The sequence below is a fragment of the Achromobacter sp. D10 genome (assembly GCF_035282245.1).
Lineage (GTDB): Bacteria > Pseudomonadota > Gammaproteobacteria > Burkholderiales > Burkholderiaceae_B > Achromobacter > Achromobacter insolitus.
In genome coordinates, this window is record NZ_JAYJLE010000001.1 from 950,692 (window position 1) to 967,179 (window position 16,488).

Sequence of the window (16,488 nt, forward strand, 5' to 3'; positions counted from 1 at the left end):
TCATGGATACGCTTAGTCAATTGTTCGGAGAGTGCCAGCAATGGCTCTTCGAAACGGCGATTCAGCCCGCGCTGTTCCACCTGGGCATGAGCAACTTCATCGAAGACGGCTACGACGCCACCATGTGGCTGCTGGTCGGCCTGTTGCAGATTGCGGTGCTGGTCCTGGTGTTCGGCCCCCTGCAGCGCCTGCGCCCCGTGGAACCCGTCACCGACCGTCGGCAGATCGGCATCGACGTGCTGTACACGCTGATCCATCGGCTTGGCGCTTTCCGTCTGCTGTTGTTCTTCACCATCGACCCGCTGTGGGACAGCGTATTCGGACAATTGCACGTTTGGGGATTTGCGCCCTTCCAGCTGGACCAGTACTGGCCGGGCGTGACGGACAAGGCGTGGGTCAGCCTCATCATCTACCTGCTGCTCTTCGATGCGGTGGATTACTTCTACCATCGAGCCCAGCATCGTTTCGGCTGGCTCTGGGCGCTGCATGCCGTGCACCACAGCCAGCGCCAGATGACCATCTGGAGCGACGACCGCAATCATCTGCTGGATGACATGCTGCGCGACGTGCTGGTGGTGTTCGTGTCGCAACTGGTGGGCGTGCCGCCGGCGCAGTTCGTCATGGTGGTGGCCATCACCCAGTTGGCGCAGAGTTTCTCGCACGCCAACCTGCGCCTGCATTTCGGCGCCATTGGCGAACGCCTGCTGGTCAGCCCGCGCTTTCACAGGCACCATCATTCCATCGCCTACGATGCTTCCTCGCCGGGACCTGTGGGCGGCTACAACTTCGGCGCGCTTTTCCCCATCTGGGACGTGCTTTTTCGCACCGCCCGGTTTGGCGTCGGCTATGGGCCCACGGGTATCCATGATCAGCAAGCGGAGCTCGGCGGGCGCGACTATGGGCGGGGCTTCTGGGCCCAGCAGTGGCTCGGGCTCAAGCGCATGGTGGGGCGCGACCGCGAGCCGGCCGCCGTGTCCCCGGCGCCTCCGGCGTCCGCGGAACGCGCCTGAAGTCCGCTGCCACACAAAAAAAACGAGCCCGCCAGGGCTCGTTCTGCTTGGGAGGGTCCGTAAACCCTGTTTCAGGGCTGGGTGTCGTGCGTGGTTTCCCGCTTGATCTCGCCATGCCGGCGTTCCATTTCCTGGCGCAATTCCCGGCGTAGCCGGGCGGCTTCCATGCGTTGCTTTTCTTCGAGGTTGCGCGGTTCCAGCGGCGGCACGGCGGTTGGCGCGCCCTGGTCATCCACCGCCACCATCGTGAAGTAGCAGCTGTTGGTATGGCGCACGAGCTTCTTGCGGATGTCCTCGGTGACGACCTTGATGCCGATTTCCATCGACGTGCGGCCGGTGTAATTGACGGCCGCAAGGAAGGTCACCAGCTCGCCGACATGGATGGGCTCACGGAACACCACCTGGTCGACCGACAAGGTGACCACATACTGGCCGGCATATCGGCTGGCACAGGCATATGCCACCTGGTCCAGGTACTTGAGGATGGTTCCGCCGTGTACGTTTCCCGAAAAATTCGCCATGTCTGGCGTCATCAGGATGGTCATCGACAATTGGTGGCTAAAGGCTTCGTCCATGGCGGGCGTTCAATCTTGGATAAAACACCTATGGTAGCGGGAGGCGCCCGTCATGGTTGCGTCTTTTCGGCGTCTTCGGTGATTTCTTCGGGCGGAGCGTCGCGCTGCAGCGCAGGCGGCGTCCATAGGCCGTCCAGCAACGCGGGCTTGGGCGCATAGACGCGCAGCAGCACGCTAATGGGCCCCGTGGCGGGCAGGGGCAGCCAGTTGGACTGTTGCTCGGGGGCGGGCGGGGCGTGGCTGATGCGCAGGTCGAGCGAACCGTCGGCGTTGTATTGCAAGGGGTCGCGATCGCCGAGCGCGTACCGGTTGAGGGCGTTGGCAAACGGCATGCCCTGCGCGTCATAGGCCGCCAGCGACCACAGCGCCGCGGCGGGCGGCAACTGGTCGCTCTCGAAACGCAGCGTGTAGCCGTGGGCGGCATCCAATGGCGCGCCCTGGCTGTCCGCAGCCAGCAGCAGCACGCTCAGATCCTCGGGCAGGCCCGAACCCGGCTGCGCCTGCGCCGCCAGCGCGCGCCGTAGGTACGAGTTGCCGTAGACGCCGATGCTGGCGGTTTCCTGGTGCCAGCCGTTCACGCTGCGCACCGTGCCGCCGGCAGCCGTGGTCATCCGCTCGCGCGCCGCGCGCAGGCCGCGGCGCAAGCCCTGCTTGACGGGGTGGCCCAGCTTGTCGAAGTCTAGCGGTTGGCCAGCGATCAGCCCGGCGTTGCGCAGCTTCGCGAGCACCGGCTGATCGGTGGGATGCGGCGGATTCTTGCGCAGCAGTTCGGCGGCGTACTCGAAAAAGGCGTCGGTCGGCATGGATTCGACCTGTTCGCGAACTGGAATCTGCAGATTCAGGGAAGGGTCGGCCTTGACCCGCTGCGACTGCGCGGGCAGGTTCCATTGCGCCAGCGGCGTGAGGACGAAGCCATCCTGCAAGGCGTGGACGGCCGGATAGTCGGCGGGACCGTCGACCTGGATCAGGTTCTTTGCCCAGACATAGGCGGTTGGGGCATCGATACGGGCCATGCCCGATGGCAGCACGCCGCTCCAGCCCGGCGGCACGATCACCGTATTCCCCTTGGCGGTGCCGGTACTGCGTTTGCCCAGCGTGGCGAACACATCGGTCCACATGTCCAACAGCGTCAGCGTGTATAGCCGGCCCTGGGTATCCGGGACCGACAGCACCACCGGCCCGGACGTCAGGTCCAGCCAGCCGACGCTGCGCAGCATGTCGGGATTGGCCCAGGGGGTGGCGGCCTGAGGCTGCGGCAGCGCGCGTCCGTGCAGAAAGGCATTGGCCGGCGCGCCTTCGGCGCCTCGCGCTGGATGGATGAACTGGCGGCGGGTCAGGTCCATCGTGACCAGCGGATAGAAATACAGATAGCCTTCCATCGCCGCCTGGGAGGCCGCTTCGGTGGCGGCAGCGGCCGGGGTCGGGACGGGGGGCGTTGCGTGGGCGGGCACCGTCGGCGCCACCGCTGCGACGGCGGCGAAAGACAGGGCCAGGGCAACAAGGCGGCGCATCGGCGCTCCTACGGTCATGCGGAGAGTGGGTGGAAAGCTGGCGGCGGGGCGTCCCCGGATCGGGAGGGCGCCGGCAAGTCCAGGCAGCCGGGAATGGTAGCAGCCGCCAGATCATCCAAAATCTGCGAAAAAACCCGATTTAGCAGCCAATTTTCCGGCATAAGGACGATCTCTTTGGGGCCGGATGCCATGGCGCGCCCGCCGTGCAAAGCCTATACTCGGGAAAATGTCCTTGGGAACCGTAGGGCTTTTTCGCCCGCGGCGAGCCAATGGCTTTCTTCATTTCACCAGGAGAGGAGTGTTTCATGGTCAACATGAATCGCCGCCAGTTCTTCAAGGTGACCGGTGCGACGCTGGCAGGCTCCAGCCTGGCTTTGCTGGGGGCTGCCCCCGGCACGGCCATGGCTGAAGTCCGCCAGTACAAGCTTGCGCGCATGACTGAAACGCGCAACACCTGTCCCTACTGTTCGGTCGCCTGTGGACTGCTGATGTACGGCTTGGGCGACGGCTCCAAGAACGCCCGTGCCAGCATCATGCACATCGAAGGCGACCCGGACCACCCCGTCAACCGCGGCACCCTCTGTCCGAAGGGCGCGGCCCTGATCGACTTCATCCACAGTCCCAACCGCCTCAAGTACCCGGAATACCGGGCGCCGGGTTCGGACAAGTGGGTACGGATGTCGTGGGACGACGCTCTGACCCGCATCACCAAGCTCATGAAGGCCGACCGCGACGCGAACTTCGTCGAGAAGACCGCGGACGGCAAGACCGTCAACCGGTGGCTGACCACCGGCATGCTGGCAGCCTCGGCGAGCAGCAACGAGGTCGGCTACATCACGCACAAGACTGTGCGCAGCATGGGGATATTGGCATTCGATAATCAAGCCCGTGTCTGACATGGCCCGACGGTGGCAGGTCTTGCCCCGACGTTTGGCCGTGGAGCGATGACGAACCATTGGGTCGACATCAAGAACGCGGACGTAGTGCTGATCATGGGTGGCAATGCCGCCGAGGCCCACCCTTGCGGGTTCAAATGGGTCACGGAAGCAAAAGCCCACAACAAGGCGAAGCTGATCGTCGTGGATCCGCGCTTCACGCGCTCGGCATCCGTGGCGGACTTCTACGCGCCCATACGTACCGGCACCGACATCATTTTCCTGGGTGGCGTCATCAAATACCTGCTGGATAAGGACAAGATCCAGCACGAGTACGTACGCAACTACACGGACTTTTCCTTCATCGTGCGCGAGGACTTCGCGTTCGACGCCGGCCTGTATTCCGGCTACGACGCCGAAAAGCGCACCTACAACAAGGCGAGCTGGGATTACGAGCGCGGCGACGACGGCTACGTCAAGACGGACCCGACGCTTGCCCATCCGCGCACGGTCTACCAACTGCTGAAGAAGCACTACTCGCGCTACACCGAGGACATGGTCGAGCGCGTCTGCGGCACGCCCAAGGACAAGTTCCTGAAAGTGTGCGAAATGCTGGCCTCCACGGCCACGACCAACCGCGCCGCGACCATACTCTACGCGCTGGGCTGGACGCAGCACTCCATCGGTTCGCAGATCATCCGCACGGGCGCGATGGTGCAGCTGTTGCTGGGCAATATCGGCATCGCCGGCGGCGGCATGAACGCGCTGCGGGGCCACTCGAACATCCAGGGCCTGACCGACCTGGGCCTGATGTCGAACCTGCTGCCCGGCTACATGACCCTGCCCAACGAGCCTGAACAGGACTACGGCAAGTACATCGAGTCGCGCACGTTGAAGCCCTTGCGGCCCAACCAGCTGAGCTACTGGCAGAACTACAGCAAGTTCCACGTGAGCCTGATGAAGGCCTGGTGGGGCCAGTCCGCCACGGCCGAGAACAACTGGGCGTTCGACTACCTGCCCAAGCTGGACAAGCTCTACGACATGCTGCAGGTCTACGAGCTCATGAACCAGGGCAAGATGAACGGCTACATTGCCCAGGGCTTCAACCCGCTGGCGGCCGCGCCCAACAAGGCCAAGCTGAACGCCGGTTTCGCCAAGCTGAAATTCCTGGTCATCATGGACCCCCTGGTCACCGAGACTTCCGAGTTCTGGCGCAACGCGGGCGAAGCCAACGATGTGGATCCGTCCAAGATCCAGACCGAAGTCTTCCGCCTGCCGACCACCTGTTTCGCCGAGGAAGACGGCACGCTGGTGAATTCCGGCCGCTGGCTGCAATGGCACTGGAAGGGCGCCGAGCCTCCGGGCGAGGCCAAGAGCGACATCGAGATCATGGCGCTGATCTTCACGCGCCTGCGCAAGATGTACCAGGACGAGGGCGGCAAGTATCCGGACCCCATCGTCAACCTGTCCTGGCCTTACGCCAATCCGCAGAATCCCACCGCGGAAGAGTTGGCCAAGGAATACACGGGCCGCGCACTGGTGGAATTGACCGACCCCAAGGATCCTTCCAAGGTCACCCGCAAGGCTGGCGAGCAGCTGGCCGGTTTCGCGGAACTGCGCGACGACGGTTCCACCATCAGCGGCTGTTGGATCTTTGCCGGCGCCTGGGGCCCCGGCGGCAACCTGATGGCGCGGCGCGACAACAGCGACCCGACCGGCATCGGCCAGACCTTGAACTGGGCCTGGGCGTGGCCGGCCAATCGCCGCATCCTGTACAACCGCGCATCCTGCGACGTGGCGGGCAAGCCGTTCGATCCGCGCCGCAGCCTGATTTCGTGGAACGGCAAGTTCTGGACCGGCGCCGACATCCCTGACTTCAAGGGCGACGAGAATCCCGATGGCGGCATGGGGCCGTTCATCATGAACCCCGAGGGCGTGGCGCGCTTTTTCGCGCGGGCGGGCATGGCCGAAGGGCCGTTCCCCGAGCACTACGAGCCCTTCGAGACGCCGCTGGGCTACAACCCGCTGTATCCGAAGGCAAAGGGGGTCACCAGCAATCCGGCTGCGCGGGTCTTCAAGGACGACCTGGCCGCGATGGGCACGGTGGACAAGTTCCCCTACGTGGCCACGACCTACCGCCTGACGGAGCACTTCCACTACTGGACCAAGCACGTCCGCATCAACTCGATCCTCCAGCCGGAGCAGTTCGTGGAGATCGGCGAAGCGCTGGCCAAGGAATTGGGCATCGCCAATGGTTCGCGCGTGAAGGTGTCGTCCAACCGCGGCTACATCAAGGCGGTGGCGCTGGTCACCAAGCGCCTGCGCGCGCTGACCATCGAGGGCAAGACCGTGCACCACGTGGGCATCCCCATCCATTGGGGTTTCGTGGGCCTGGCCAAGCCCGGCTTCCTCACCAACACCCTGACGCCGTTCGTGGGCGACGGGAATTCCCAGACGCCGGAATTCAAGTCGTTCCTGGTGCAGGTCGAGAAGGCCTAAGGAGACCGACATGTCCATGCAATCCCTAGACATCAAGCGGCGCTCCGCCACCACCACGCCGCCGCCGGGCATCCGTGAACCCATCACGGGCTCGGTGGCCAAGCTGATCGACGTCTCCAAGTGCATTGGCTGCAAGGCTTGCCAAAGCGCCTGTATGGAATGGAACGATCTGCGCGACGAGATCGGCACCAACGTGGGCGTCTACGACAATCCGGCCGACCTGACCGAGCATTCCTGGACGGTCATGCGCTTCTCCGAATACGAGAATCCGCAAGGCGACCTGGAATGGCTGATCCGCAAGGACGGCTGCATGCACTGCGAGGATCCGGGCTGCCTGAAGGCCTGTCCCTCGCCGGGCGCGATCATCCAGTACAACAACGGCATCGTGGATTTCCACGAAGAGAACTGCATCGGTTGCGGCTATTGCATCACCGGCTGTCCGTTCAACGTGCCGCGCATCTCCAAGAAGGACCACAAGGCGTACAAGTGCACCTTGTGTTCCGACCGCGTGGCCGTCGGCCAGGAACCCGCCTGCGTCAAGGCCTGTCCCACCGGCGCCATCGTCTTCGGGACCAAGGAAGACATGACGCAGCACGCCGAGGAGCGGATCGTCGACCTCAAGTCGCGCGGCTTCGACAAGGCCGGCCTGTACGACCCGCAGGGCGTGGGAGGTACCCACGTCATGTATGTGCTGCATCACGCCGACCAGCCCGGGCTGTACCACGGACTGCCCAAGGACCCGCAGATCAGCCCCATGGTGTCGCTGTGGAAGGGGCTGGCCAAGCCGCTGGGCGTGGCCGCCATGGCACTGACCGCGCTGGCGGGCTTCTTCCACTACGCCCGCGTTGGCCGCAACGAGGTGTCCGAGGAAGACGAACGCCGTGCCGAAGAGGAGGTGCGCCATGAGTGAAGAACGCCATTACCGCCGGATCAAGCGCTACACGCCGGGTGAACGCACGAACCACTGGATCATTGCGTTTACGTTCATCCTGTTGGCGCTGTCCGGGCTGGCGCTGTTCCATCCGTCCATGTATTGGCTGACCAACCTGTTCGGGGGCGGTCCGTGGACGCGCATCCTGCATCCCTTCATCGGGCTGGTGATGTTCGTCTGCTTCGTCGTGTTCGCCGGCCACATGTGGCGCCACAACCTCATGACGAAGGCCGATCGCCAGTGGATGCGGCAACTGAACGACGTGGTTGAGAACCGCGAGGAAAAGCTGCCTGAAGTCGGCAAGTACAACGCCGGCCAGAAGCTGCTGTTCTATGTGCTGATCCTCTGCATGCTGGGCCTGTTCGTCAGCGGCATCGTGATCTGGCGCGAGTACTTCGCGTTCTACTTCCCGATCTGGGTTATCCGCGCCGCCTCGGTGGTGCATGCCGTCAGCGCACTGGTGCTGATCTGCGCCATCATCGTGCACATCTACGCGGCGATCTGGGTCAAGGGATCGCTGACCGCAATGCTGCGCGGTTATGTCACGGCGGGATGGGCGTGGAAGCATCACCGTGCCTGGTTCCGGGAGCAAATCCGAAAATAGGGGAAAGGCCACCACGGCGCGCGCACTGCGTGCGCTTCCTGCCCCTCACCCATCCGCCCAACGGCTGCTATCCTTCTCTCTGAAGGCTGGCAGCCGTGTTTTTTTATCTGGAGACGCAAGTGCAGCGAATTCTTCCGCGCGGCGAGATCGAAGCGCTAGACCACAACAGCATTCCCCGAGTCAGCCTGCCAGAGCGCGGGTCCGTCTTCGCGGTGCGCGCGGCGCGTCTGCGGCAACTGGCGGCGGACAGCCCCGTGGCCGATTACCTGCTGTTGATGGCGCATCTGGTCGACGCCCAACACCGTGCCTTGCAGGACTGCGCGGCGCCTGAGGCTTCCGAGGACCGTATTTCGCTGGCGCAGGCGCATGGCATGCCCCCTCTGCAGGCGGTGGGCTGGTCGCGCGATCCCCTGTGGCGCGGCATCCTGGGTCAATTGCTTGACCACGTAGCCAGTGCGAAGGACGTGCCGGCCGAGGCTATCGAGGTCTGCAATGGTCTGCGCCGCGCCTTGGCAGAGGATCCGGAGTCGTTGGAAGATCTGGCCGAGGCGGTGCTGTCCGAACAGGACCAGGGCGTCGACGGTGCCGCGGCGCCCTTTGTGATGGCGGCCCTGCAAGTCTATTGGACCGACTTGGCCAGCCGCTTCGACGAAAAGCAGCTCCCGGTGGCCAGCCCTTTCGGCGTCTGTCCGGTGTGCGCCAGCCTGCCGGTGGCCAGCGTGGTACGCGTGGGCGGGCAATTCGAAGGCTACCGCTACCTGTGCTGCAGCCTCTGCTCGACCCAATGGCACATGGTGCGCGTGAAATGTTCGCACTGCGAAGACGTGGAATCGGTGGCCTATCAAGCCATCGAGGGCCGCACGCCCGCCATCAAGGCGGAAACCTGCGACCATTGCCATACCTACCGCAAAATCTTCTATCAGGATAAGGACCTGCAGGTGGAGCCCGTGGCCGACGACCTGGCCAGCCTGATGCTGGACGTGCTGGTGGGCGAGGCGGGCTATTCCCGGGCCAGCGGCAATCCGTTGCTGTGGCATGGAGCGGAGCAGTAATGGACGCACAACCGCCCGAGGGCGACCTGGCCGCGGTATCCGACATTCCCTCGCTGGACCGGCTCCTGAACGCGCCGGCGCTGAGCGCCGCACTGCAAGAACATGGCCGGACCCAGGTGGTCGCCGCCCTGCGGCGCGACCTGGACGCCATGCGCGAGCGCGCGCTGGCCGGCGGACTTCTTCGTCAGGAACTCGATACCGGCGCCGTGGCGGCGCGCGTGGCTGCCGCCTTGGCCAAGGCGTCCGAACCGAAGTTGCGGGCTGTGTACAACCTGACCGGCACGGTGCTGCACACCAATCTGGGCCGGGCGCTGCTGCCCGACGAGGCCGTGGCCTCGGTCTTGCGCGCGCTTACGACCCCGGCCAACCTGGAATTCGATCTGGACACCGGCGGACGCGGTGACCGCGACGACCTGATCGACGACCTGTTGTGCGAACTGACGGGCGCCGAGGCCGCCACCGTCGTCAACAACAACGCCGCCGCCGTGCTGCTGATGCTGAACGCCCTGGCGGACCGGCGCGAAGTCGTGGTGTCGCGCGGCGAGCTGGTCGAGATCGGCGGCGCGTTCCGTATCCCGGACATCATGAAGCGCGCCGGCGCAAAGCTGGTCGAAATTGGTACCACCAACCGCACCCACGCCGCCGACTACGAGAACGCCATCGGCCCGCGCACGGCCATGCTGATGAAGGTGCATTGCAGCAACTACGCGGTCACCGGCTTCACCAAGAGCGTAAGCGTGGCCGAAGTGTCGGCGCTGGCCCATGCGCACGGCCTGCCGGCCACCGTCGACCTGGGCAGTGGCACGCTGGTCGACCTGACTCAGTTTGGCCTGCCCAAGGAAGACACCGTGCGCGAAACCATCGCGGCTGGCGCGGATCTGGTCACCTTCAGCGGCGACAAGCTGCTGGGCGGCCCGCAGGCCGGGCTGCTGGTGGGCCGCGCGGACCTGATCCGCAAGATCAAGAAAAATCCGCTCAAGCGCGCCTTGCGCGTCAGCAAACTGACCCTGGCGGCCCTGGAGCCGGTGCTGGGCCTGTACCGTGCGCCCGAATTCCTGGCGCAGCGACTGACCACATTGCGCCTGTTGACCCGGCCGCAACGCGATATCCAGCCGCAGGCCGAACGCCTGCGCGGCGCTTTCGCGCATGCGGCGGGCGACCTTTACGCCGTCGAGGCCGTGCCCATGTTCAGTCAGATCGGCAGCGGCGCCTTGCCGGTGGACCAATTGCCCAGCTACGGCCTGGCGGTGCGCTACAGTGGCAGCGGCCGCGCCGGCCGGCACCTGGACAAGCTGGAGACGCGGTTGCGCCACTTGCCCGTGCCTGTGATCGGCCGCATCGCCGACGACGCCCTGTGGCTGGACCTGCGCTGCCTGGAAGCGCGCGATGAGGCCGCCTTCACCGCCCAACTGGCGCAGTTGGCGGAGCCGGCATGATCATCGGCACCGCGGGGCATATCGATCACGGCAAGACCACGCTGGTACGGGCGCTGACCGGCGTCGATACCGACAGGCTCAAGGAAGAGAAGGCGCGCGGGATTTCCATCGAGCTAGGCTACGCCTACACGCCGCTGGCTAACGGCGACGTGCTGGGCTTCATCGACGTGCCGGGACACGAGAAACTCGTGCACACCATGGCGGCGGGCGCCAGCGGTATCGACTTCGGCCTGCTGGTGGTGGCGGCGGACGACGGCGTCATGCCGCAGACGCGCGAACATCTGGCCATCCTGGCCCTGCTGGGCGTGGAGCGCGGCGCGGTGGCGCTGACCAAGACCGACCGCGCTGATGCCGGGCAGTTGCAGGCGGTGCGCGCGGAAATTGCCGAATTGGCGGCCGGTACTTTTTTACAGGATGCGCCGGTGTACGCCGTGTGTGCCTCGCAGGCAGGCGATGCGGGCGTGGCGGAGCTGAAAGCCCATCTGCATGCCCAGGCGCAGAGCTTGCTCGGCCGCGACAACGCCGGTCTTTTCAGGCTGGCCGTGGATCGGGTCTTCACGCTGGCCGGCCACGGCACCGTGGTGACCGGCACGGCCCATGCCGGACAGGTGCGCGCAGGCGACGAAGCCTCCGACTTGCGGCTGATGCCCGTCGGCACGCGCGTGCGTGTGCGCAGCATCCATGCCCAGAACCAGGCTAGCGAGACCGGCGTGGCTGGCCAGCGCTGCGCCTTGAATCTTGCCGGCATCGACAAGAACGCCATCGCGCGCGGCGACTGGATCGCGGACGCGCGCTGTTTCCTGCCGTCGCGCCATGTGGACGTGGCGCTGACGCTGCTGGCGTCCGCGGATGCGCCCGTGCGCGCCTGGGCTCCACTCCATGTGCACATTGGCGCGGCGCGCCACGTGGCGCACGCCGTGCCGCTGAGCGCTGAATCGCTGGCGCCCGGGCAGTCAGGCTGGGTGCAGCTGGTATTCGACGAACCAGTCTGCGCCATGCCGGGCGACCGCTACATTGTGCGCAATGCACAGGCCACGCGCACCGTCGGCGGTGGGCGGGTCTTGGACCCGAACGCGCCCGATCGCAAGCGCCGCTCCGCCGCACGCATGCATTGGCTGCAGGCGATGGCGGCGATGCTCGACGGAGCGGACCTGCGCCCGGTGCTGGAACATGCGGCTCTCGGGCTGGACGAAGACGCGTTGCAGCGCCTGACGGGCAAGCCCGTGCGCGAGATCTCCGCGCCGCATGGCGCGCTGTGGCTGGAGGCGCGCACCGCTCAAGCGCCGCGCACGTTGATCCTGTCGTCTCATTGGGACGCGCTGCGCGCGCGCGTCGAGCAGGCGTTGGCGGCATTCCACCAGGGGGCCCCCGACGAGCCGGGACCGGATGGCCCGCGCTTGCGCCGCATGGCCATGCCGGTCGGTCCGCAGGCGCTGTGGTTGGCGGTGCTGGACGACCTGCAGCGCGATGGCCGCGTCGTGCGCAACGGCCCCTGGCTGCACCTTCCTGGCCACACTGCGACGCTGGCGCCAGATGAGTCGGCGCTGGCGGGACGCCTGCTGCCCCTGCTGGCGGCAGGCGCCTTCGACCCGCCTTGGGTGCGGGATCTGGCCCGCACGCTGAGCGAGCCCGAGGACCGTGTGCGGCAACTGCTGCGCAAGCTGTTGCGGCGCGGCGAGGTGGCCCAGGTGGTGAAGGATCTGTTCTATCACCGGGATCAGGTGGCCGGATTGGCGGCGCTGGCGGGAGATCTCGCTGCGCGGCCGGAGGGCGGCCTGAATGCCGCGGCATTTCGCGATGCCACGGGGCTGGGCAGGAAGCGGGCCATCCAGATCCTGGAGTTCTTCGACCGCGTGGGATACACGCGACGGGTACGCGATGCGCATGTGTTGCGCCACGAAAGCGCCTACGGAAGTGCGCGTCAGGCTCAGTAACCGGTATCATGGGCGGCCACTGTGGAAGGCATTCGTGTCCGGTGGCACGGCTGGGCTTCAAACCCAGTTGGGGACGTCAGACGTTCCCAGGTAGGTTCGACTCCTGCTGCCTTCCGCCATTGCGCTTATAAGCCCCTAGGCTCGCAGCATCCGCGTCACCACGCCGCCCACGCGGTCCGATTTCCAGTCCAGCTGCCCCAGGTGCCAATAGCGGACGGATCCGCCGCGGTCCACCAGATAGTTCGCGGGCAGTCCGACCGCGTCCCATTGCTTGGAGACCGTGCTGTTCCTGTCATGCAGCACGGTGCCCGCGACCGGCCACTTTGCAAGAAAGGCGCTGATCTTCGCCGGCGAGTCGCCAACGTTGACTGCCACCAGCCGCAAGCCTTCTTCGCGATGGCGTTTTGCCATGGTGGACATGATGGGAATCTCGTCGCGGCAAGGCTCGCATGAAGTCGCCCAGAAACTCACGATGACCACATTGCCGCGCCAGGCCGACAGTTTTTTCTCGCGGCCGGATAGGTCGGGCAGGGCCAGGGGTGGCGTGGGCGCGTTCCAGGCGGCCCAATCCGGCCCGGTAGCGGTCTTGAGGGCGCTGTCGCTGGCGGCCCGGACGTACCAAGGCAGGGCCGCCAGCGACAGGCCTGACTGCAGGAGTAGGCGGCGGCTGATCATGGCGATCTCAATGCGTGGCCTCAAATGGAAAGGGGCCGGGCGCTGATCTTGTAGCTGAAGCTGTCGGGGTCGAGACTGTCGATGCGGCCGGCCGAGGTCTCGCCGTTGGGATACATGAGGAAGGGAACCGGGCCGTGGGCGGCGCCCGGCAGGACCACGTCGTGGCCATGGTTGTAGGCCACCCAGTTCATCTCCCAGGCGCCGAACAGCATGACGCGCGCGGCGCGCACTTTGGCATCGCTCAGCGGCAGTTCGCCGGGCGGCTCTTCCAGCATGACCTTGCGCACGTCGGCCGGATCCACGGGCACCCAACCGTAGCCGGCGGCATAGAACTCGGCGCGGCAGTGCTGCGCTTTGGTGACGTCGCCCGCCTTGCCCAGGCTCTTGTAGCCGAACTCGGAATCCGCCACGCGCAAACCGTAGGCATCACGGGCGGGAATGCCGGCGGCGCGGGCCAGCGCGACGAACAAGGAATTGATGTCCGCGCACTTGCCATTGAGGTCGTTGGCCGTGAGCATGTAGCGCACGTCGCCCACGCCGCAGCCGCGGGTGGTAGCGGTTCGGCAGGTGTTTTCGACCACCCATTCATAGATGGCGCGTGCCTGTGCCAGATCGCCGCGGTGGCCGCGTGTAATGCGGTCAGCGGTCTGCTTGACGATGCCGTCGGTGGGCAGGAGCGAGGTGGGCTGGAGGAATTCGCGCAGCGCCGCCGCGCTTTCCCGAGGGGCGTCGGCCGCAGGCGGCTGGCTCAGGTCCACGCGCCGGTTCCGGGTCTGAAAACGGCTGGTGACCGTGACCGTGCGCGGCCCTTGCGCATCCGGCCATTGCACGGCCAGCATCTGCACGCCGTATCCGGGCGTCTGCGCCAGCTGCGCGGTGCCGCCGCCGCTGACCTGCCAGGCGCTTTGCGCGCCACGCTGGTAGGCGGTGTCCACAGCATAGGGAACCGGAATCCAGATGCGGGCGTGAGCGCCCGGATCCTGCACGGTAATGTCGGTGGTCAATTCGAATGCGCGCCACCCTGTGCTGATTGGGGCGAGCCCCGCGCCCGCTACCCTGGGCAGTGTCGCGCTGGCGGCGCACAAGGCACCCGAGACACGGAGAAAATGTCGGCGATCCATGAAGCCCTCACTCACGGTGAAGATTGGCTATCGGTGCGCCCGGGGCCGGGCGGCCGTCCGTTGCTGCGTGCTGCCGGATCATCATAGGGCCAATCCCGGGCGCGGTGCTATCCTTTTCCGCTGACCTATGGAGATTCCGATGACCCAGGATGTTGCTAGCGCGGCAGTGCCGCGATTGACTTCGCTTTCGCATGGCGGCGGCTGCGGCTGCAAGATCGCGCCGGGCGTATTGTCCGAACTGCTCAAGCGCTTCGGCCCCGCGGTCAGCTATCCCGATCTGCTGGTGGGCACCGAGACGGCCGACGATGCGGCGGTCTACCGCTTGAACGACGAGCAGGCGCTCATTGCCACGACCGACTTTTTCATGCCCATCGTGGATGATCCCTACGACTTCGGCCGCATCGCCGCGACCAACGCGCTGTCGGACGTCTATGCGATGGGCGGCACGCCCATCATGGCGCTGGCCATCGTGGGCATGCCGATCAACGTACTGCCGCACAGCGTCATCGCCGACATCCTGCGCGGCGGAGAATCCGTCTGCAAGGACGCCGGCATTCCGGTGGCGGGCGGCCATAGCATCGACTCCGTCGAACCGATCTACGGCCTGGCCGCGATGGGCCTGGTGCATCCCGGCCGCATCAAGCGCAATGCCGATGCGCGCGCCGGCGACGTCCTGATCCTGGGCAAGGCGCTGGGCGTGGGTATCTTGTCGGCCGCGCTGAAGAAGAACCGGCTCGACGATGCCGGTTACCGCGCCATGATCACCGAGACCACGCGCCTGAACCGGCCGGGGCCGGCGTTGGCCGCCATGGAGGGCGTGCACGCCATTACCGACGTGACCGGCTTCGGCCTGCTGGGGCATACGCTGGAAATGGCGCGCGGCGCGCAACTGACGGCCCACGTGCGCCGTGATGCGCTGCCCTGGCTGCCGGGGGTGCAAGCATTTGCCGCGGATGGCGTCATCACCGGCGCGTCTGGCCGCAATTGGGCGTCTTATGGCGCTTCCGTGCGCCTGGGCGAGGGCGTGAGCGACACGGAGCGTGCCTTGCTGACCGATCCGCAGACTGCGGGCGGACTGCTGGTGGCCTGCTCGCCGGACGCGGCGCAGGCAGTGCTGGACCTGTTCCGGCAACATGGCTTCGAGCAGGCGGCCGTCATCGGCGATATGCGCGCCGGCGAGCCGGAGGTGCGGGTCGACTGAGTCTTCCTGGCGCGGTTAAAGGGGGACGGCGGTATTGTTGCCGCAGGCCCCTAGGCCGTCAGGTCGCGCGCGGTGGCTTGCGCCTGTTCGATCAGCCAGCGCGCGACGACCTCCGCGTCCGGCGTAGCCCGGCGGGCGTTGCGCACCAGCCAGTAGGCGTGTTCGGTCGCGCTGGCAGCCTGGCCGCCGACGGCCTCCAGGCGCTTGTCCGCCAGCATGGGCGCGATCAGCGCCAGCCGTCCCAGCGCGATGCCGTGCCCGGCCAGCGCGGCGTGCACGATCTGGTCATACTGGTTGAAGCGCAGCATGCCCTTGGCGGGCACGCGCCCGAGCCCGCGCGCATTCAGCCATTCCGACCATTGCAGCCAGGGGCGCGTCGGGTCGTCGAACTCCAGCAGCACGTGGCGTTGCAGTTCCGTGGCGTCCAGCAGGCGGGCCTTGAGCGACGGGTGAGCCACCGGCACCACCGCTTCTCCGAACAGCCAGGCCGCGTTGTCCGGCACGCCATCGCGCAGGCTGTAGCGTATGGCGATGTCCACGCTTTCGCGGTCGATGTCGATCAGCCTGTTGTCGGCGGCCACGCGCACGTCGATATGTGGATGCGCCGCCTGGAAGTCTCCCAACCGGGGCAGCAGCCAGAGCGAAGCCACGCCTATGGTCGTGGTGACGGTGACGGGTGTGCGGCGCTCGGGCGCGCGCAATTGCTCGGTCAGGTCGCCCAACTGGCTCAACCATACGTCGGCCATGCGGAACAGCTGCGCGCCTTCGGAGGTGAATGACACGCTGCGGAAGCCTCGCACCAGCAGGGGCACGCCCAGGTGGGCCTCCAGCGCCCGGATCTGGCGGCTTACGGCCGACTGCGTCACGTGCAGGTCCTGCGCGGCCAGCGTGATGCTCATGCGGCGGCCCACGGCGACAAAGCCTCGGACGAGATCAAGCGGGGGGAGTTTGGCCAGCGGGTATGACATTCACAAAACTCATGCGTGTCGGACGGAAATGTCGCTTGAGCAATAGTACCTCCAGGGCGTTCAATAGCATTCAGACGACGGGTGAGGGGTGTAGAA

13 protein-coding genes and 1 tRNA gene are annotated in these 16,488 nt (G+C 66.1%); 9 read left to right on the top strand and 5 right to left on the bottom strand.

Going from position 1 to position 16,488, the window contains the following annotated elements; translation table 11 throughout:
- Positions 1 to 2: 2 nt before the first annotated feature.
- Positions 3 to 1,010: a sterol desaturase family protein gene (locus VCS63_RS04565; protein ID WP_042795617.1), complete on the top strand. Its 1,008-nt coding sequence runs from the start codon at positions 3 to 5 to the stop codon at positions 1,008 to 1,010.
- A 71-nt stretch (positions 1,011 to 1,081) separates the two neighbouring features.
- Here the strand turns inward: VCS63_RS04565 and VCS63_RS04570 are convergent, their stop codons facing one another.
- Both VCS63_RS04570 and VCS63_RS04575 read right to left on the bottom strand, forming a co-directional pair.
- Positions 1,082 to 1,585 (bottom strand): acyl-CoA thioesterase, encoded by a 504-nt coding sequence (locus VCS63_RS04570; RefSeq protein WP_042795616.1) that lies wholly within the window; start codon positions 1,583 to 1,585, stop codon positions 1,082 to 1,084.
- Positions 1,586 to 1,635: 50 nt separating this feature from the next.
- Positions 1,636 to 3,096 (bottom strand): DUF1254 domain-containing protein, encoded by a 1,461-nt coding sequence (locus VCS63_RS04575; protein WP_104653891.1) that lies wholly within the window; start codon positions 3,094 to 3,096, stop codon positions 1,636 to 1,638.
- Positions 3,097 to 3,401: 305 nt separating this feature from the next.
- Here VCS63_RS04575 and fdnG point away from each other — a divergent pair, with 305 nt between their 5' ends.
- From fdnG to VCS63_RS04610, 7 genes are all read left to right on the top strand, one after another.
- The gene (gene fdnG / locus VCS63_RS04580; RefSeq protein WP_141099891.1) at positions 3,402 to 6,470 is read left to right on the top strand and encodes a formate dehydrogenase-N subunit alpha; all 3,069 of its coding nucleotides are present in this window, start codon (positions 3,402 to 3,404) and stop codon (positions 6,468 to 6,470) included.
- Between the two features lie 10 nt (positions 6,471 to 6,480).
- Positions 6,481 to 7,380 carry a formate dehydrogenase subunit beta gene (fdxH, locus tag VCS63_RS04585; protein ID WP_042795613.1) on the top strand — a complete coding sequence of 300 codons (900 nt, stop codon included), beginning with the start codon at positions 6,481 to 6,483 and terminating at the stop codon, positions 7,378 to 7,380.
- The gene (locus tag VCS63_RS04590; RefSeq protein ID WP_063639273.1) at positions 7,373 to 8,005 is read left to right on the top strand and encodes a formate dehydrogenase subunit gamma; all 633 of its coding nucleotides are present in this window, start codon (positions 7,373 to 7,375) and stop codon (positions 8,003 to 8,005) included. The genes fdxH and VCS63_RS04590 overlap by 8 nt, the downstream gene beginning before the upstream one ends.
- A 119-nt stretch (positions 8,006 to 8,124) precedes the next feature.
- Positions 8,125 to 9,057 (top strand): formate dehydrogenase accessory protein FdhE, encoded by a 933-nt coding sequence (fdhE, locus tag VCS63_RS04595; RefSeq protein ID WP_063961414.1) that lies wholly within the window; start codon positions 8,125 to 8,127, stop codon positions 9,055 to 9,057.
- Entirely contained in the window at positions 9,057 to 10,493 is a 1,437-nt protein-coding gene (selA, locus tag VCS63_RS04600) for an L-seryl-tRNA(Sec) selenium transferase (protein WP_042795611.1), read from the top strand. The genes fdhE and selA overlap by 1 nt, the downstream gene beginning before the upstream one ends.
- Positions 10,490 to 12,427, top strand: a complete 1,938-nt coding sequence (gene selB, locus VCS63_RS04605; RefSeq protein ID WP_323878594.1) for a selenocysteine-specific translation elongation factor — start codon at positions 10,490 to 10,492, stop codon at positions 12,425 to 12,427. Before selA ends, selB begins: the two co-directional genes overlap by 4 nt.
- A 23-nt stretch (positions 12,428 to 12,450) precedes the next feature.
- A tRNA-Sec gene (locus VCS63_RS04610) sits at positions 12,451 to 12,546 on the top strand.
- A 16-nt stretch (positions 12,547 to 12,562) separates the two neighbouring features.
- Here VCS63_RS04610 and VCS63_RS04615 read toward each other — a convergent pair.
- Entirely contained in the window at positions 12,563 to 13,102 is a 540-nt protein-coding gene (locus VCS63_RS04615) for a TlpA family protein disulfide reductase (protein ID WP_063639276.1), read from the bottom strand.
- Positions 13,103 to 13,122: 20 nt separating this feature from the next.
- A complete protein-coding gene (locus tag VCS63_RS04620; RefSeq protein ID WP_278488008.1) occupies positions 13,123 to 14,223 on the bottom strand; it encodes a transglutaminase-like domain-containing protein in 1,101 nt (366 codons plus the stop codon).
- A gap of 139 nt (positions 14,224 to 14,362) precedes the next feature.
- Here VCS63_RS04620 and selD point away from each other — a divergent pair, with 139 nt between their 5' ends.
- Positions 14,363 to 15,424, top strand: coding sequence for a selenide, water dikinase SelD (gene selD, locus VCS63_RS04625; protein WP_042795607.1), 1,062 nt, complete (start codon positions 14,363 to 14,365; stop codon positions 15,422 to 15,424).
- 50 nt (positions 15,425 to 15,474) lie between these two features.
- Here the strand turns inward: selD and VCS63_RS04630 are convergent, their stop codons facing one another.
- On the bottom strand, positions 15,475 to 16,392 hold the full coding sequence (locus VCS63_RS04630; RefSeq protein ID WP_164794215.1) for a LysR substrate-binding domain-containing protein: 918 nt from the start codon (positions 16,390 to 16,392) through the stop codon (positions 15,475 to 15,477).
- Positions 16,393 to 16,488 lie beyond the last annotated feature (96 nt).